The organism is Stenotrophomonas sp. S49 (assembly GCF_016624905.1).
Lineage (GTDB): Bacteria > Pseudomonadota > Gammaproteobacteria > Xanthomonadales > Xanthomonadaceae > Stenotrophomonas.
In genome coordinates, this window is sequence record NZ_JACVUD010000009.1 from 14,644 (window position 1) to 28,663 (window position 14,020).

Annotated in this window: 11 protein-coding genes; 10 read left to right on the forward strand and 1 reads right to left on the reverse strand. The window is 66.5% G+C overall.

Going from position 1 to position 14,020, the window contains the following annotated elements; all coding sequences use genetic code 11:
• Positions 1-2 precede the first annotated feature (2 nt).
• From ftsW to lpxC, 8 genes are all read left to right on the forward strand, one after another.
• Positions 3-1,343, forward strand: coding sequence for a putative lipid II flippase FtsW (gene ftsW / locus IAE58_RS03370; RefSeq protein WP_199932229.1), 1,341 nt, complete (start codon positions 3-5; stop codon positions 1,341-1,343).
• Positions 1,340-2,437 carry an undecaprenyldiphospho-muramoylpentapeptide beta-N-acetylglucosaminyltransferase gene (gene murG, locus IAE58_RS03375; RefSeq protein WP_199932228.1) on the forward strand — a complete coding sequence of 366 codons (1,098 nt, stop codon included), beginning with the start codon at positions 1,340-1,342 and terminating at the stop codon, positions 2,435-2,437. The genes ftsW and murG overlap by 4 nt, the downstream gene beginning before the upstream one ends.
• Before the next feature lie 40 nt (positions 2,438-2,477).
• The gene (gene murC / locus IAE58_RS03380; RefSeq protein WP_108752181.1) at positions 2,478-3,914 is read left to right on the forward strand and encodes a UDP-N-acetylmuramate--L-alanine ligase; all 1,437 of its coding nucleotides are present in this window, start codon (positions 2,478-2,480) and stop codon (positions 3,912-3,914) included.
• Complete coding sequence (locus IAE58_RS03385) at positions 3,911-4,873, forward strand: D-alanine--D-alanine ligase (RefSeq protein ID WP_199932227.1); 963 nt, start codon at positions 3,911-3,913, stop codon at positions 4,871-4,873. The genes murC and IAE58_RS03385 overlap by 4 nt, the downstream gene beginning before the upstream one ends.
• Complete coding sequence (locus IAE58_RS03390; protein WP_199932226.1) at positions 4,870-5,616, forward strand: cell division protein FtsQ/DivIB; 747 nt, start codon at positions 4,870-4,872, stop codon at positions 5,614-5,616. Before IAE58_RS03385 ends, IAE58_RS03390 begins: the two co-directional genes overlap by 4 nt.
• A complete protein-coding gene (gene ftsA / locus IAE58_RS03395; RefSeq protein WP_079220634.1) occupies positions 5,613-6,848 on the forward strand; it encodes a cell division protein FtsA in 1,236 nt (411 codons plus the stop codon). Before IAE58_RS03390 ends, ftsA begins: the two co-directional genes overlap by 4 nt.
• A 167-nt stretch (positions 6,849-7,015) precedes the next feature.
• Positions 7,016-8,251 carry a cell division protein FtsZ gene (gene ftsZ, locus IAE58_RS03400; RefSeq protein ID WP_108748533.1) on the forward strand — a complete coding sequence of 412 codons (1,236 nt, stop codon included), beginning with the start codon at positions 7,016-7,018 and terminating at the stop codon, positions 8,249-8,251.
• A 180-nt stretch (positions 8,252-8,431) separates the two neighbouring features.
• Entirely contained in the window at positions 8,432-9,343 is a 912-nt protein-coding gene (lpxC, locus tag IAE58_RS03405; RefSeq protein WP_108748534.1) for a UDP-3-O-acyl-N-acetylglucosamine deacetylase, read from the forward strand.
• A gap of 282 nt (positions 9,344-9,625) precedes the next feature.
• On the opposite strand, the gene IAE58_RS03410 is transcribed toward lpxC, so the two are convergent.
• A complete protein-coding gene (locus tag IAE58_RS03410; RefSeq protein WP_199932225.1) occupies positions 9,626-10,075 on the reverse strand; it encodes a DUF721 domain-containing protein in 450 nt (149 codons plus the stop codon).
• Positions 10,076-10,087: 12 nt separating this feature from the next.
• Here IAE58_RS03410 and IAE58_RS03415 point away from each other — a divergent pair, with 12 nt between their 5' ends.
• Complete coding sequence (locus IAE58_RS03415; RefSeq protein WP_108752183.1) at positions 10,088-11,041, forward strand: M23 family metallopeptidase; 954 nt, start codon at positions 10,088-10,090, stop codon at positions 11,039-11,041.
• 200 nt (positions 11,042-11,241) lie between these two features.
• Positions 11,242-13,974: a preprotein translocase subunit SecA gene (secA, locus tag IAE58_RS03420; protein ID WP_108752184.1), complete on the forward strand. Its 2,733-nt coding sequence runs from the start codon at positions 11,242-11,244 to the stop codon at positions 13,972-13,974.
• The last annotated feature ends 46 nt before the right edge of the window (positions 13,975-14,020 follow it).

Here is a 14,020-nt window from a genome sequence, read left to right on the forward strand (position 1 = left end):
GCATGAACGACCTGTCCCGCCAGGCAACCCGCCTTGAAGCCATCGAAGGCAGCTACGACAAGTGGCTGCTGGGCGCGATCATCGCGCTCACCGGCGTGGGCGTGGTGATGGTGGCGTCCAGTTCGATCGCGCTGATGAGCAGCCCGTTCTACTACCTCAACCGCCACCTGATCTTCCTGGCGGTGGGCATCGTGCTGGCGGTCATCGCCGCGCGCACCGAACTGAAGTCGATCGAGCAGTACAACCAGGTGCTGCTGCTGGGCTGCTTCGCGCTGCTGCTGGTGGTGTTCATTCCCGGCCTGGGCAGCAGCGTGAACGGCGCCCGCCGCTGGATCAACCTGGGTATTTCCAAGTTCCAGACCGTGGAAGCGGTGAAGGTGCTCTACATCGTCTGGCTGTCCAGCTACCTGGTGCGCTTCCGCGATGAAGTGAACGCGACCTGGCCGGCCATGCTCAAGCCGCTGGGCGTGGCCGGTGCGTTGGTGGTGCTGTTGCTGCTGCAGCCCGACTTCGGTTCGTCCACCCTGCTGCTGGCCATCACCGCCGGCATGCTGGTGCTGGGCGGGGTGAACATGCCGCGCATGTCGATGCCGGTGGTGATCGGCTTGGTGGGCATGAGCGCACTGGCCATCATCGAGCCGTACCGCATGCGCCGCATCACCTCGTTCCTGGACCCGTGGGCTGACCAGCAGGGCGACGGCTACCAGCTGTCCAACGCGCTGATGGCGGTGGGCCGCGGTGAGTGGACCGGCGTGGGCCTGGGTAATTCGGTGCAGAAGCTGTACTACCTGCCCGAAGCGCATACTGACTTCATCTTCTCGGTCACCGCCGAGGAATTCGGCTTCCTGGGCACCTGCGTGATCATCGCCCTGTACGCGCTGCTGGTGGGTCGTACCTTCTGGCTGGGCATGCGCTGTGTGGAAATGAAGCGCCACTTCTCCGGTTACATCGCCTTCGGCATCGGTCTGTGGATCAGCATGCAGACCTTCGTTTCGATCGGCGTGAACCTGGGCATCCTGCCGACCAAGGGCCTGACCCTGCCGCTGATCTCGTCCGGCGGTTCGTCGGTGCTGATGACCTGCGTGGCGATGGGCCTGCTGCTGCGCGTGTCCTACGAACTGAAGCGCGCCGAGCGCCGCCAGGCCGTGCGCATCGGCGCGGCCGACGAAGGCGTGCCGGTGGCAGCGGCCAGCGCGCCGGCAGCCCCGTCCGCACCGGCAGCGGCGCCTTCGGTGGCCAACGCTGCGGCCAGCACGGCGGCCGCGGCGGCCCCGGCTGCAGCCGCGCGCGGCACCAGCCGCCTGCAGTCGCGCATTGAACCGACCTTCGGGAGGCTGTCATGAGCGCCGCCCCGACCACCACGGCCAGCCACCGCCCGGTGATGATCCTCGCCGGTGGTACCGGCGGTCACATCTTCCCCGGCCTGGCCGTGGCCCGCGTGTTGCGCGAACGTGGCGTGCCGGTTACCTGGATGGGCGCCGACGGTGCCATGGAAACCCGCCTGGTGCCGCAGCACGGCATCCACATCGATACGCTGGCCATCACCGGACTGCGCGGCAAGGGCAAGCTGGCTCTGTTGGCCGCCCCGTGGCGGCTGATGCGCGCACTGCGCGCGGCCGGCATGATCATCCGCCAGCGCCAGCCGCGTGCGGTGGTCGCCTTCGGTGGTTTCGCTTCTGGTCCCGGTGGCATGGCCACGCGCCTGCATGGCCTGCCGCTGATCGTCCATGAACAGAACCGTGCGCCGGGCCTGACCAACCGCATCCTGTCGCGCTATGCGCGCCGCCTGCTGACAGGCTTCCCCGGCACCTTCGCCAAGGGCGAAGAGTTCGTCGGCAACCCGGTGCGCGCGGAAATTGCCGCCATCGCACCGCCGGAACAGCGCTTTGCCGACCGCCACGGCCCGCTGCGCGTGCTGGTGGTCGGTGGCAGCCAGGGCGCGCGCGCGCTGAACACCGGTGTGCCGCAGGCCATTGCCGCGCTGGGCGCCGGCGTGGCGGTGCAGGTGCGCCACCAGAGCGGCGAGAAGATGCACGCCGAAGCGGTCGAGGCGTATGCCAAGGCTGGTGTGCAGGCTGAGATCACGCCCTTCATCGCCGACATGGCCGATGCCTTCGCCTGGGCCGACCTGGTGGTGTGCCGTTCCGGCGCGTCCACCCTGGCCGAACTGTGCGCGGTGGGCGTGGGCAGCGTGCTGGTTCCATTCCCCGCCGCCGTTGATGACCACCAGACCCGCAACGCGGAGTACCTGGTGGAGCGCAACGCGGCCGTGTTGCTGAAGCAGGACGGAACGCTGGCCGACGGCATTGCCGCACTGCTGCGCGAACTGTCCGAAAATCCCGCCCGCCGCATGCAGATGGCGCAAGCCGCGCGTGCCCTGGCCAAGGTCGATGCCGCCGAGCGCATCGCCGATATCATTCTTGAGGAAGCAGTATGAAGAAGGCCTGCCATAGCGCCTGCCACGCGCGAGGCCGCGCATGATCCGCCGCCTGCATGACACCAACGATCTGGTGCGCGCGTTCCCGCGCGTGCATTTCGTCGGCATCGGCGGCACCGGCATGAGCGGCATTGCCGAAGTGATGCTGACGCTGGGCTACGAAGTGTCCGGTTCGGACAACGCCGACAACGCAGCCACCCGCCGCCTGGCCGGTCTGGGTGCGCGTATCATGCGCGGCCATTCGGCGGCCAACGTGCTGGGCACCGACTGTGTGGTGGTGTCCAGCGCCATCCGCGAAGACAACCCAGAGCTGATGGAAGCGCGCAGCCAGCGCATTCCGATCATGCCGCGCGCGGCCATGCTGGCCGAGCTGATGCGCTTCCGCCGCGGCATCGCCGTGGCCGGCACCCATGGCAAGACCACCACCACCAGCCTGACCGCGGCGGTGCTGAGCGAAGGCGGCCTGGACCCGACGTTCGTGATCGGTGGCCAGCTGCTGGCCGCCGGTGCCAACGCCAAGCTGGGCGGTGGCCAGTGGCTGGTTGCCGAGGCCGACGAAAGCGATGGCAGCTTCCTGCGCCTGAACCCGCTGATGTCGATCATCACCAACATCGATGCCGATCATCTGGAGAACTACGGCAACGATTTCGCCCGCGTGCAGGCCGCGTTCGCCGAGTTCCTGCAGCGCCTGCCGTTCTACGGCCTGGCCGTGCTGTGCATCGACGACCCGGAAGTGGCCGCGCTGGCCGCCAAGACCCCGCGCCACGTGATGAGCTACGGCATGAGCCCGCAGGCCGACGTGCGTGCGGAAAACGTGGTGCAGGAAGGTTCGCGCATGCGCTTCACCCTGCGCCTGCCGCAGGGCACCAGCCAGGAAGTGGTGCTGGCCCTGCCGGGCAAGCACAACGTGCTGAACGCCCTGGCCGCTGCGGCGGTGGGCTGGCAGCTGGGCGTGGCGCCGGACGCGATTGCGCGTGCGCTGGAAAGCTTCGCCGGCGTCGGCCGTCGCTTCAACGATCTGGGTGAGGTGACCACCGCCAGCGGCGCCAAGGTGCGCATCATCGACGACTACGGCCATCACCCCAGCGAGCTGGAAGCGGTGTTCGCCGCGGCGCGCGGCGGCTGGACCGACAAACGCCTGGTGGTGGCCTTCCAGCCACACCGTTACAGCCGTACCCGCGACCAGTTCGACAAGTTCGCGGCGGTGCTGTCCAGCGTGGATGCGCTGGTGCTGAGCGAGGTCTACCCGGCCGGTGAGGAACCGATCGCCGGTGCAGATTCGCACGCGCTGGCCCGCGCCATCCGTGCGCGCGGCCGCAGCGAGCCGGTGGTGGTGGGCAAGGCCGCCGAGCTGGCCAGCGTGCTGCCGGACGTGCTGCAGGACGGTGACCTGCTGCTGATGATGGGCGCTGGCGACATTGGCGCTGTGGCCAGCCAGATCGCGGTGGAAGGCTTCAAGACGGAGGGCCAGGCGTGAGCACGCTGACCTTCCCGCCGCTGCGCAGCACCGATCCGGCCGTGTTCGGCCGCGTGGCCGTGCTGCTGGGCGGCACGTCCAGCGAACGCGAAGTTTCGCTCGATTCCGGCCGCAACGTGCTGGAAGCGCTGCAGGCGCGCGGCGTCGATGCGTTCGCCGTCGACGGCATTCCGGCGCTGGCCAAGGCCCTGGCCGCCGGTGGCATCGACCGCGTGTTCAACATCCTGCACGGCCACAACGGTGGCGGTGAGGACGGCATCGTGCAGGGCCTGATGGATGCCTTCGGCGTGCCGTACACCGGCTCCAACGTGCTGGGTTCGGCACTGAGCATGGACAAGATCCGCACCAAGCAGGTGTGGCTGTCGCTGGGCCTGCCGACCCCGCAGTACCGCAAGGTGACTGCGGAGAACGTGCATGCCAACGCAGCCGAACTCGGCCTGCCGGTGGTGGTGAAGCCGGCCAACGAAGGTTCCAGCGTGGGCATCAGCCGGGTGACCGACGACGCCGGCCTGGACGAAGCAGTGGCCTTGGCCGCGCGCTACGACGGCCAGCTGCTGATGGAACAGATGGTGCTGGGCGACGAACTGACCGTGGCCATCCTGGGCGATGTGGCGCTGCCGTCGATCCGCATCGTGCCCAAGGGCCAGTGGTACGACTACAACGCCAAGTACATCGCCGAAGACACCCAGTACCTGTGCCCGGGCCTGGACGGCGCCGACGAGGAAGAGATCGGCCGCATCGCGCTGGCCGCCTTCCGCGCGGCGGGCTGCCGTGGCTGGGGCCGGGTGGACGTGATGCGTGACCGCGCCAGCGGCCGCTTCTTCCTGCTGGAAGTGAACACCGCCCCGGGCATGACCAGCCATTCGCTGGTGCCCAAGGCGGCAGCACAGGCCGGCATCGGTTTCGAGGAACTGGTGTGGCGCGTGCTGGAACAGACCCTGGAGGCAACGCACGCATGAACGCGGTGCTGCGCATCTTCGTCTGGCTGTTGGCGCTGTCGGTGGTAGCACTGCCGGTGGTAGCCGTGGTCAATGGCTGGGTTGGCGCCGAGCGCTGGCCGCTGGCGAAGCTGCGCGTGCACGGTGAGTTCAAGCGCGTGCCGCCGGAACAGCTGCAGCAGGTGCTGCTGCCGTATGCGCACGCCGGTTTCTTCGCGGTGAAGCTGCAGGATGCGCAGGACGCACTGGAAAAGCTGCCCTGGGTGGAAAGCGCACGCGTGCGCAAGCAGTGGCCGGATGTGCTGGAAGTGGCCCTGGTTGAGCACAAGCCGTTCGCCCGCTGGGGCAACGACCGCCTGCTGTCTGAGCAGGGCAAGCTGTTCCCCACGCCGAAGAAGCTGGCCGACCTGCAGCTGCCGGAGCTGGACGGCCCGGACAGCCAGACCGAAGAAGTGGTGAAGCTCTACAACGATTCGCGCGCGTTGTTTGCCCCGGCCGGCGTGGATGTGCGCCGGTTGAGCATGGACGCGCGCGGCAGCTGGTCGCTGCTGCTGAGCAATGGCACCGAAGTGGTGGTGGGCCGCGACGATGCCCGCTCGCGCCTGCAGCGCTTCGTGCGCGTGCTGCCGCAGCTGGCCAACCAGGCCGCACCGATTGAACGGGCGGACCTCCGCTATACCAATGGTTTCACGTTGAGCTGGGGCACCCCGCCCCCGGCCGACGCGCCGGCCACCCCGGCACGAAGGACGCAGGAAAGGACATGAATCGCAAGGGTGACAAATCGCTGATCGTCGGCCTGGATATCGGCACCTCCAAGGTGGTGGCGCTGGTGGGCGAGTATTCGCCGGGCAACCCGATCGAAGTGATCGGCATCGGCTCGCATGAGTCGCGCGGCCTGAAGCGCGGCGTGGTGGTGGACATCGAATCGACCGTGCAGTCGATCCAGCGTGCGGTGGAAGAAGCCGAGCTGATGGCCGGCTGCGAGATCCGTTCGGTCTACGCCTCCATTTCCGGCAACCACGTGCAGTGCAAGAACTCGCCGGGCATCGTGCCGATCCGCGACGGTGAAGTGACCTGGGGCGACCTGGATCGCGTGCTGGATGCGGCCAAGGCGGTGGCAATCCCGGCCGATCAGAAGATCCTGCACGCCATCCCGCGCGAATACGTGCTGGACGATTCGCAGGAAGGCATCCGCAACCCGGTGGGCATGACCGGCGTGCGCCTGGAGGTGCATGCGCACCTGGTGGTGTGCGCGCAATCGGCCGCGGCCAACATCAGCAAGTGCGTGCAGCGCTGCGGCCTGCAGGTGGACGACCTGGTGCTGTCCTCGCTGGCATCCAGCGTGGCGGTGCTGACCGCCGACGAGAAGGAGCTGGGCGTGGTGCTGGTGGACATGGGTGCGGGCACCACCGATATCGCGGTGTTCGTGCAGGGTGCGATCTGCCACACCGCATCGCTGCCGATCGCCGGCGACCACGTGACCAACGACATCGCGCACATGCTGCGCACGCCCACCCCGGAAGCCGAGCAGATCAAGGTGCGCTACGCCTGCGCCCTGGCCCAGCTGGCCACCGCCGAGGAAAGCATCCAGGTGCCGTCGGTGGGCGACCGTCCGCCGCGCCGCATGCCGCGCCATTCGCTGGCGCAGGCGGTGCAGGGCCGCTACGAGGAAATCTTCGAGATGGTGCAGGCCGAACTGCGCCGCTCCGGCTTCGAGGAACTGGTGCGTGCCGGCCTGGTGCTGACCGGTGGTGCATCGAAGATGGAAGGCGTGGTCGAACTGGCCGAGGAAATGCTGCAGATGCCGGTACGCGTGGGCATTCCGCAGCACGTGACCGGGCTGGGCGAAGTGGTGGGCAACCCGGTGCATGCCACCGGCGTGGGCCTGCTGCTGATGGGCAGCCAGAACGAACACCCGCGTCGCCCGTCGCTGCCCACCGGGCGCGCCGGCAGCATGTTCAAGAAATTGAAGACCTGGTTCCGCGGCGAGTTCTGACGCGCAACCTGCAACACCCGGGCGTGCCCGGTCGCAACACCCGCAACACCTGCAGTGCCGCTTCAAGGCAACACACAACCCACACAGCCGCAACGGCAACATGACGCGCAAAGGCAGGAGGCCTGAACGCCCATGCCACCGAAAGCGGATACAACGAGGACACGGACATGGCGCATTTTGAACTGATCGAAAAGATGGCACCCAATGCGGTGATCAAGGTGGTTGGCGTGGGCGGCGGCGGCGGCAATGCCGTGGCGCACATGGTCAACTCGGCAGTGGATGGCGTGGAATTCATCACCGCCAACACCGACTCGCAGGCCATCAAGAATTGCGGTGCCAAGCTGCAGCTGCAGCTGGGTACCAACGTCACCAAGGGCCTGGGCGCAGGCGCGAATCCGGAAGTGGGCCGCCAGGCCGCGCTGGAAGACCGCGAGCGCATCATGGACGCCCTGCAGGGCGCGGACATGGTGTTCATCACCGCCGGCATGGGCGGCGGCACCGGCACCGGTGCGGCACCGGTGGTGGCCCAGCTGGCCAAGGAAATGGGCATCCTGACCGTGGCCGTGGTCACCAAGCCGTTCCCGTTCGAAGGCCGTCGCCGCATGCAGGTGGCGCTGAAGGGCATCGAGGAACTGAGCCAGCACTGCGACTCGCTGATCACCATTCCCAATGAAAAGCTGATCACCGTGCTGGGCCGCAACGCCACCATGATCCAGGCGTTCCGCGCTGCCAACGACGTGCTGCAGGGCGCCGTGCAGGGCATCGCCGATCTGATCGTGCGCCCGGGCCTGATCAACGTCGACTTCGCCGACGTGCGCACCGTCATGTCCGAAATGGGCCTGGCGATGATGGGTACCGGCACCGCCCGTGGCGATGACCGCGCCCAGGCCGCTGCCGAATCGGCCATCCAGAACCCGCTGCTGGACGATGTGAACCTGGCAGGTGCCAATGGCATCCTGGTCAACATCACCGCCGGCGCCGACTTCACCATGGCCGAGTTCGACGAGATCGGCCGCACCATCGATGGCTTCGCTTCCGAAGACGCCACCGTGGTGGTGGGCACCGTGCTGGACCCGGACATGCAGGACGAAGTGCGCGTGACCGTGGTGGCCACCGGCCTGAACCGCGTCTCGGCCAGCAAGAGCCAGCGCCCGGGCGAGCGTGCGCCGATCAAGCTGGTGCGCAACGCCACCACCGGCCAGCCGGAATTCGGCGACTTCGACAACGGCGGCGATGCAGTGTCCAAGGCCGTGGGCGGCATGGGCCTGGGCCTGCGCCGTGCCAGCAGCGACAGCGTGGCGGCGTCCACCCCGTCGGCACCGAGCGCTTCGTCGCCGGCGGCGGCAGAACTGCCCAACGATTACCTGGACATCCCGGCGTTCCTGCGCCGCCAGGCGGACTGACCGGGGTAACCCGGGGCTTGTCCCCCCTGGGTTGCGCCACCATGTCCTGAAATGCAGGCGCCGGGCCAGGATGGGCCCGGCCGCCTCGCTTCGCGCGTCCCACCGGCGTCTACACGGCGTTTCAGCCGGGGTATGGGACCCTGCGTGTTAATCTAGTGTGTCACTTCCGGTCTGCCCCCCATGATCCAGCAACGCACTCTCAAGAACACGATCCGCGCCACCGGCGTTGGCCTGCACAGCGGTGACAAGGTCTACATGACCCTGCGCCCGGCACCGGTCAACCATGGCATTGTGTTCCGTCGCGTCGATCTGGACCCGGTAGTGGAAGTGCCCGCCAAGGCCGAGCTGGTCACCGAAGTGACCCTGTGCACCGGCCTGACCTGCAACGACGCCAAGATCCAGACTGTCGAACACCTGATGTCGGCCCTGGCCGGCCTGGGTGTGGACAACATCATTGTCGAACTGTCCTCCCCCGAACTGCCGATCATGGACGGTTCCTCGGGCCCGTTCGTGTTCCTGCTGCAGTCGGCCGGCATCGTGGAACAGAACGCGCCCAAGCGCTTCATCCGCGTGCTGAAGACCGTGGAAGTGACCGAAGGTGACAAGGTCGCCCGCTTCACCCCGTACGAGGGCTACAAGCTGGGCTTCACCATCCAGTTCGACCACCCGATGATTCCGGCCAAGCAGTCGCGCCAGGAAATCGAGTTCTCCACGCAGGCCTATACCAAGGAAATCTCCCGCGCGCGCACCTTCGGTTTCATGCGCGACCTGGAATACATGCGCGAGCGCAACCTGGGCCTGGGCGGTTCGATGGACAACGCCATCGTGCTGGACGAGTTCCGCGTGTTGAACGAAGACGGCCTGCGCTACGCCGACGAATTCGTGCGCCACAAGATTCTTGACGCGATTGGCGACCTCTATCTGGCCGGTGGCCAGGTGCTGGGCGCGTACGAGGGCTTCAAGTCCGGTCATGCGCTCAACAACAAGCTGGTGCGGGCGCTGATGGCCGATGCCACCGCCTGGGAGTGGGTGACCTACGAATCGCCCAGCGTGGAAGACCCGGTGGTGTATGCCATGCCGGCGTACGCGTAACTGACTAAGTTGTTGAATTGAAAAGAAACGACGCCGCCTTCCAGGGCGGCGTTGTCGTTTCCGTGGCCGCTGCCGGCGGGCGCCGTGAAGCGTGACGTGAATGCGCTCACCGGGTCACGGTTTTGTGAACCTGGCCGATCGAAAGCCTGAATTTAACGTTGTTTTAACAACAATCTAACGACTCGACCACGGGGTGCCGCTAGGATGCGACCCGGCCCCCGAAAATGTTTCACGCAGCGGTGACACGCGCGACGGGGAGCGGAGCCGGATGCTCCGCTGCCATCAGGACCCTTTTCCCGTTTTACCGGGGACATCCTGCAAGGCTGCCAAGGCGTCGCGTAGCCCTTTGTGCGTGGCGGCTGAAACTGCGTGGGGGCCATTCCGGTTGTCGTGCGCTGGGGAGCGCGAGGGAGTGGGAGACGCAGTCTTGATGGTCACCTTGGTGGCCTTCAGCCCGATGGACCGGGCCGCGTCGAGCAACTGGGCTTCGGCAAGCCGCAACTTGGCATGCCAGACCGGGGATTCGACGAGAAAAACGAGGTGTTCGCCGTCCACATTGGCCAACCGGCAACGGTTGCGCAGCGGGGGCGGCAGTTGGGGGCGCAACTGACGGTCCAGCGCGTCGAGCCACATGGCACGCCGCAGCGGGTTCCCGCTTTTGTCCGCCATCACTGCATCCAGGGCCGGTTTCGGCTTGGACGCAGGGCGAACGCTGGATTTCGGCTCAGACATGAAAACTCACTGATGGCATTCAAAAAGATCGTAATCAAAACGCGTGAACGTCAGGCCAAATCGCCGCTCACGCGTCTGCGGTTCTACTTCGAGGACCGCCCCCGCGCCCTGCTGGGCAGCGTGCTCGGGGTAGGCTGCATTATCGGCCTTGCCGGCGGCTTCGGCGCCAGCGCGCTGAACGACTCGCGCCTGCAGGCCAAGGTCGACCGCCAAGAGGCCGAGCTGGCCAAGGTCCAGCGCGATGCGCAGACCCAGGTCAACGCACTGGCCGCTCGCATGGGCGAGCTGCAGGCCCAGGCCACCCGCCTGAACGCGTTGGGCGAACGGCTGACCCAGATGGGCAAGCTGGAAGACGGCGAATTCGACTTCAACGAGACCCCCGGCCTGGGTGACGGCGATGCCGGCGGCCCGACCGCGGACATCCCGGTGAAGGACGTCAACGCCGACTTACAGGTGCTGGAGCAGCGCTTCGCTGCTTCAGGCCGCCAGTTGTCGGTGATGGAATCGCTGATGTTCGACCACCAGCTGCAGCAGAACGCCGTGCCCTCGCGCATGCCGATCCGCAACACCTACATCACGTCCAATTTCGGTACCCGTGCCGACCCGTTCGGTCGCGGTGCCGCCACCCACAAGGGCATGGACTTCCACGCCCGCGTCGGTGACCCGGTGATGTCCGTGGCCGATGGCGTGGTCAGCTTCTCCGGGGTGAAGGGCGGCTACGGCAACGTGGTGGACGTGGACCATGGCAACGGCTACGTGACCCGCTATGCGCACAATTCGCGCCTGGTGGTGAAGGTGGGCGACCTGGTGCGCGCCGGCCAGGAAGTGGCCAAGGCCGGTTCCACCGGCCGCTCGACCGGTGCCCACGTGCACTTCGAAGTCTGGGAAAACGGCAACGTGGTCAACCCGCGCAAGTTCCTGGGTGACGGCGGCAACACGCCGGTGGGCCGTATCAGCCGCGGCTGAGCCCTCGTCCGGGGGCGGATCCCTACCGCAACGCGGAAGGGCTCTGACCCCATCGCGCAAGGGTTGAAACCCCTGCCGCCCGTCCCAAGCTACAATGGGTGTTGCCATCGACAGGGCGCCAGGCGCCCTGTTTCGTTTGCGGCGGACGGATCCCCAGGGGGACGACCGGGCCGCTGTGTCCATCCAACCCGGTTCCTTCAATGATCAACAGCCTGCTTACCCGCGTATTTGGCAGTCGTAACGAACGACAGCTGCGCCAGCTCAACCGCATCGTCGCCAAGATCAATGCGCTGGAGCCGGAGATCGAGAAGCTTTCCGACGAGCAGCTGCAGGCCAAGACGCCGGAGTTCAAGCAGCGCATCGCCGGCGGTGAAGCCCTGGACAAGGTGCTGCCCGAAGCCTTCGCGGTCTGCCGCGAAGCCGGCCGCCGCGTGCTGGGCATGCGCCACTACGACGTGCAGCTGATCGGCGGCATGGTGCTTCACCTGGGCAAGATCGCAGAAATGCGCACCGGTGAAGGCAAGACCCTGGTGGCGACCCTGCCGGTGTACCTGAACGCGCTGGAAGGCAAGGGCGTGCACGTGGTCACCGTGAACGACTACCTGGCCCGCCGCGACGCCGCCCAGATGGGCAAGCTGTACAACTGGCTGGGCCTGAGCGTGGGCGTGGTGTACCCGGGCATGCCGCACAGCGACAAGCGCGAAGCCTACGCTGCCGACATCACATACGGCACCAACAACGAATTCGGTTTCGACTACCTGCGCGACAACATGGCGCTGTCCAAGGCCGACCGCTACCAGCGCGGCCTGCACTACGCCATCGTCGACGAAGTCGACTCCATCCTGATCGACGAAGCCCGTACCCCGCTGATCATCTCCGGCCCGGCCGACGATTCCCCGGAGCTGTACATCCGGGTGAACCGCATCGTGCCGAACCTGGTGAAGCAGGAAGCCGAAGACGGCGAAGGCGATTTCTGGGTCGATGAGAAGGGCAAGCAGGTGCACCTGTCCGAAGCGGGCATGGAGCACGCCGAGCAGCTGCTGGTCGACGCCGGCATCCTCGACGGCCAGACCGAAGGCCTGTACGCGGCGCAGAACCTGACCGTGGTCCACCACCTGAACGCCGCACTGCGCGCGCACGCCATCTACCAGCGTGACGTGGACTACATCGTGCGCGATGGTGAAGTGGTCATCGTCGATGAGTTCACCGGTCGTACCCTGTCCGGCCGCCGCTGGTCCGACGGCCTGCACCAGGCCGTGGAAGCGAAGGAAGGCGTGCCGGTACAGCGCGAGAACCAGACGCTGGCCAGCATCACCTTCCAGAACCTGTTCCGCATGTACAAGAAGCTGTCCGGCATGACCGGTACGGCCGATACCGAAGCATTCGAATTCCAGAGCATCTATGGCCTGGAAGTGGTGGTCATTCCGACCAACCGCCCGACCATCCGCAAGGACAGCCCGGACCAGGTGTTCCTGAACCGCAAGGGCAAGTTCAATGCGGTGCTGGCCGACATCGAAGAGTGCGCCAAGCGCGGCCAGCCGGTGCTGGTGGGTACCACCTCGATCGAAACCTCGGAAATGCTGTCCGAGCACCTGCGCAAGGCCGGTGTGAAGCACGAAGTGCTGAACGCCAAGCAGCATGACCGCGAAGCGACCATCGTCGCCAACGCCGGTCGCCCGGCCGCCGTGACCATCGCCACCAACATGGCCGGCCGTGGTACCGACATCGTGCTGGGCGGTTCGCTGGAAGCGGAAATCCACGAGCTGGGCGAAGGCGCGACCGACGAGCAGAAGGCCGCGATCAAGGCCGAATGGCAGAAGCGCCACGATGCAGTGAAGGCCGCGGGCGGCCTGCACATCGTCGGTACCGAACGCCACGAATCGCGCCGTATCGACAACCAGCTGCGCGGTCGTTCCGGCCGCCAGGGTGACCCGGGTTCGTCCCGCTTCTACCTGTCGCTTGAAGACAACCTGATGCGCATCTTCGCCTCTGACTGGGTGCAGAAGGCCATGCGCATGATGGGCATGAAGGAAGACGACGTCATCGAAGACCGCCTGGTCAGCCGCCAGATCGAGAAGGCGCAGCGCAAGGTGGAAGCGCACAACTTCGACATCCGCAAGAACCTGCTGGACTTCGACGACGTCAACAACGACCAGCGCAAGGTGATCTATTCCCAGCGCGATGAACTGCTGGACGCCGAATCGGTGAAGGACAACGTCGATGGCATCCGCGACGACGTGATCTTCGACGTGGTGGCGCGCTTCGTGCCGCCGAACTCGATCGACGAACAGTGGGACCTGCGCGGCCTGGAAGCCACCCTGGAATCGGACTTCGGCCTGCAGATGTCGCTGGTCGACATGGTCAAGTCGCACGAAGAACTGGACGCCGAAGCCATTGCCGCCAAGGTGCTGGAGCGCGTGAACCAGCACTTCGCCGAGAAGGAAGCCGGCGTGGGCGAAGAGACCATGCGTGCGCTGGAAAAGCACGTGATGCTGACCGTGCTGGACCAGAGCTGGAAGGAACACCTGGCCCGCATGGACTACCTGCGCCAGGGCATCTACCTGCGCGGCTACGCACAGAAGCAGCCCAAGCAGGAATACAAGAAGGAAGCCTTCGAGCTGTTCTCGGACATGCTGGAAAACGTGAAGCGCGAAGTGGTGACCCTGCTGGCCCGCGTGCGTATCCGCAGCGACGAGGAAGTGCAGGCACTGGAAGCGGCCGAGCGCCAGCAGGCGCAGGCGCGCCTGAGCCAGTCGCAGTTCCAGCACCAGGATGCGGGCGGCTACAGCGCCGACGAAGAAGCGGCCCAGGTGCAGGCAGCACAGCAGGGCGTGGCGCAGCGCCAGCGCGACGAGCCCAAGGTCGGCCGCAACGATCCGTGCCCGTGCGGCAGTGGCAAGAAGTTCAAGCACTGCCACGGTCAGCTGAGCTGAGCTGAGTAAACCGAGCTGAGTCGCAAAAGCCCCGCAAATGCGGGGC

Bases quoted from the DNA above. Each gene is read 5' to 3' on its own strand.
- ftsA (WP_079220634.1), top strand. From the start codon at position 5,613: ATGAATCGCAAGGGTGACAAATCGCTGATCGTCGGCCTGGATATCGGC.
- IAE58_RS03415 (WP_108752183.1), top strand. From the start codon at position 10,088: ATGGCATTCAAAAAGATCGTAATCAAAACGCGTGAACGTCAGGCCAAA.
- murG (WP_199932228.1), top strand. From the start codon at position 1,340: ATGAGCGCCGCCCCGACCACCACGGCCAGCCACCGCCCGGTGATGATC.
- lpxC (WP_108748534.1), top strand. From the start codon at position 8,432: ATGATCCAGCAACGCACTCTCAAGAACACGATCCGCGCCACCGGCGTT.
- murC (WP_108752181.1), top strand. From the start codon at position 2,478: ATGATCCGCCGCCTGCATGACACCAACGATCTGGTGCGCGCGTTCCCG.
- IAE58_RS03390 (WP_199932226.1), top strand. From the start codon at position 4,870: ATGAACGCGGTGCTGCGCATCTTCGTCTGGCTGTTGGCGCTGTCGGTG.
- ftsW (WP_199932229.1), top strand. From the start codon at position 3: ATGAACGACCTGTCCCGCCAGGCAACCCGCCTTGAAGCCATCGAAGGC.
- IAE58_RS03410 (WP_199932225.1), bottom strand. From the start codon at position 10,075: ATGTCTGAGCCGAAATCCAGCGTTCGCCCTGCGTCCAAGCCGAAACCG.
- secA (WP_108752184.1), top strand. From the start codon at position 11,242: ATGATCAACAGCCTGCTTACCCGCGTATTTGGCAGTCGTAACGAACGA.
- ftsZ (WP_108748533.1), top strand. From the start codon at position 7,016: ATGGCGCATTTTGAACTGATCGAAAAGATGGCACCCAATGCGGTGATC.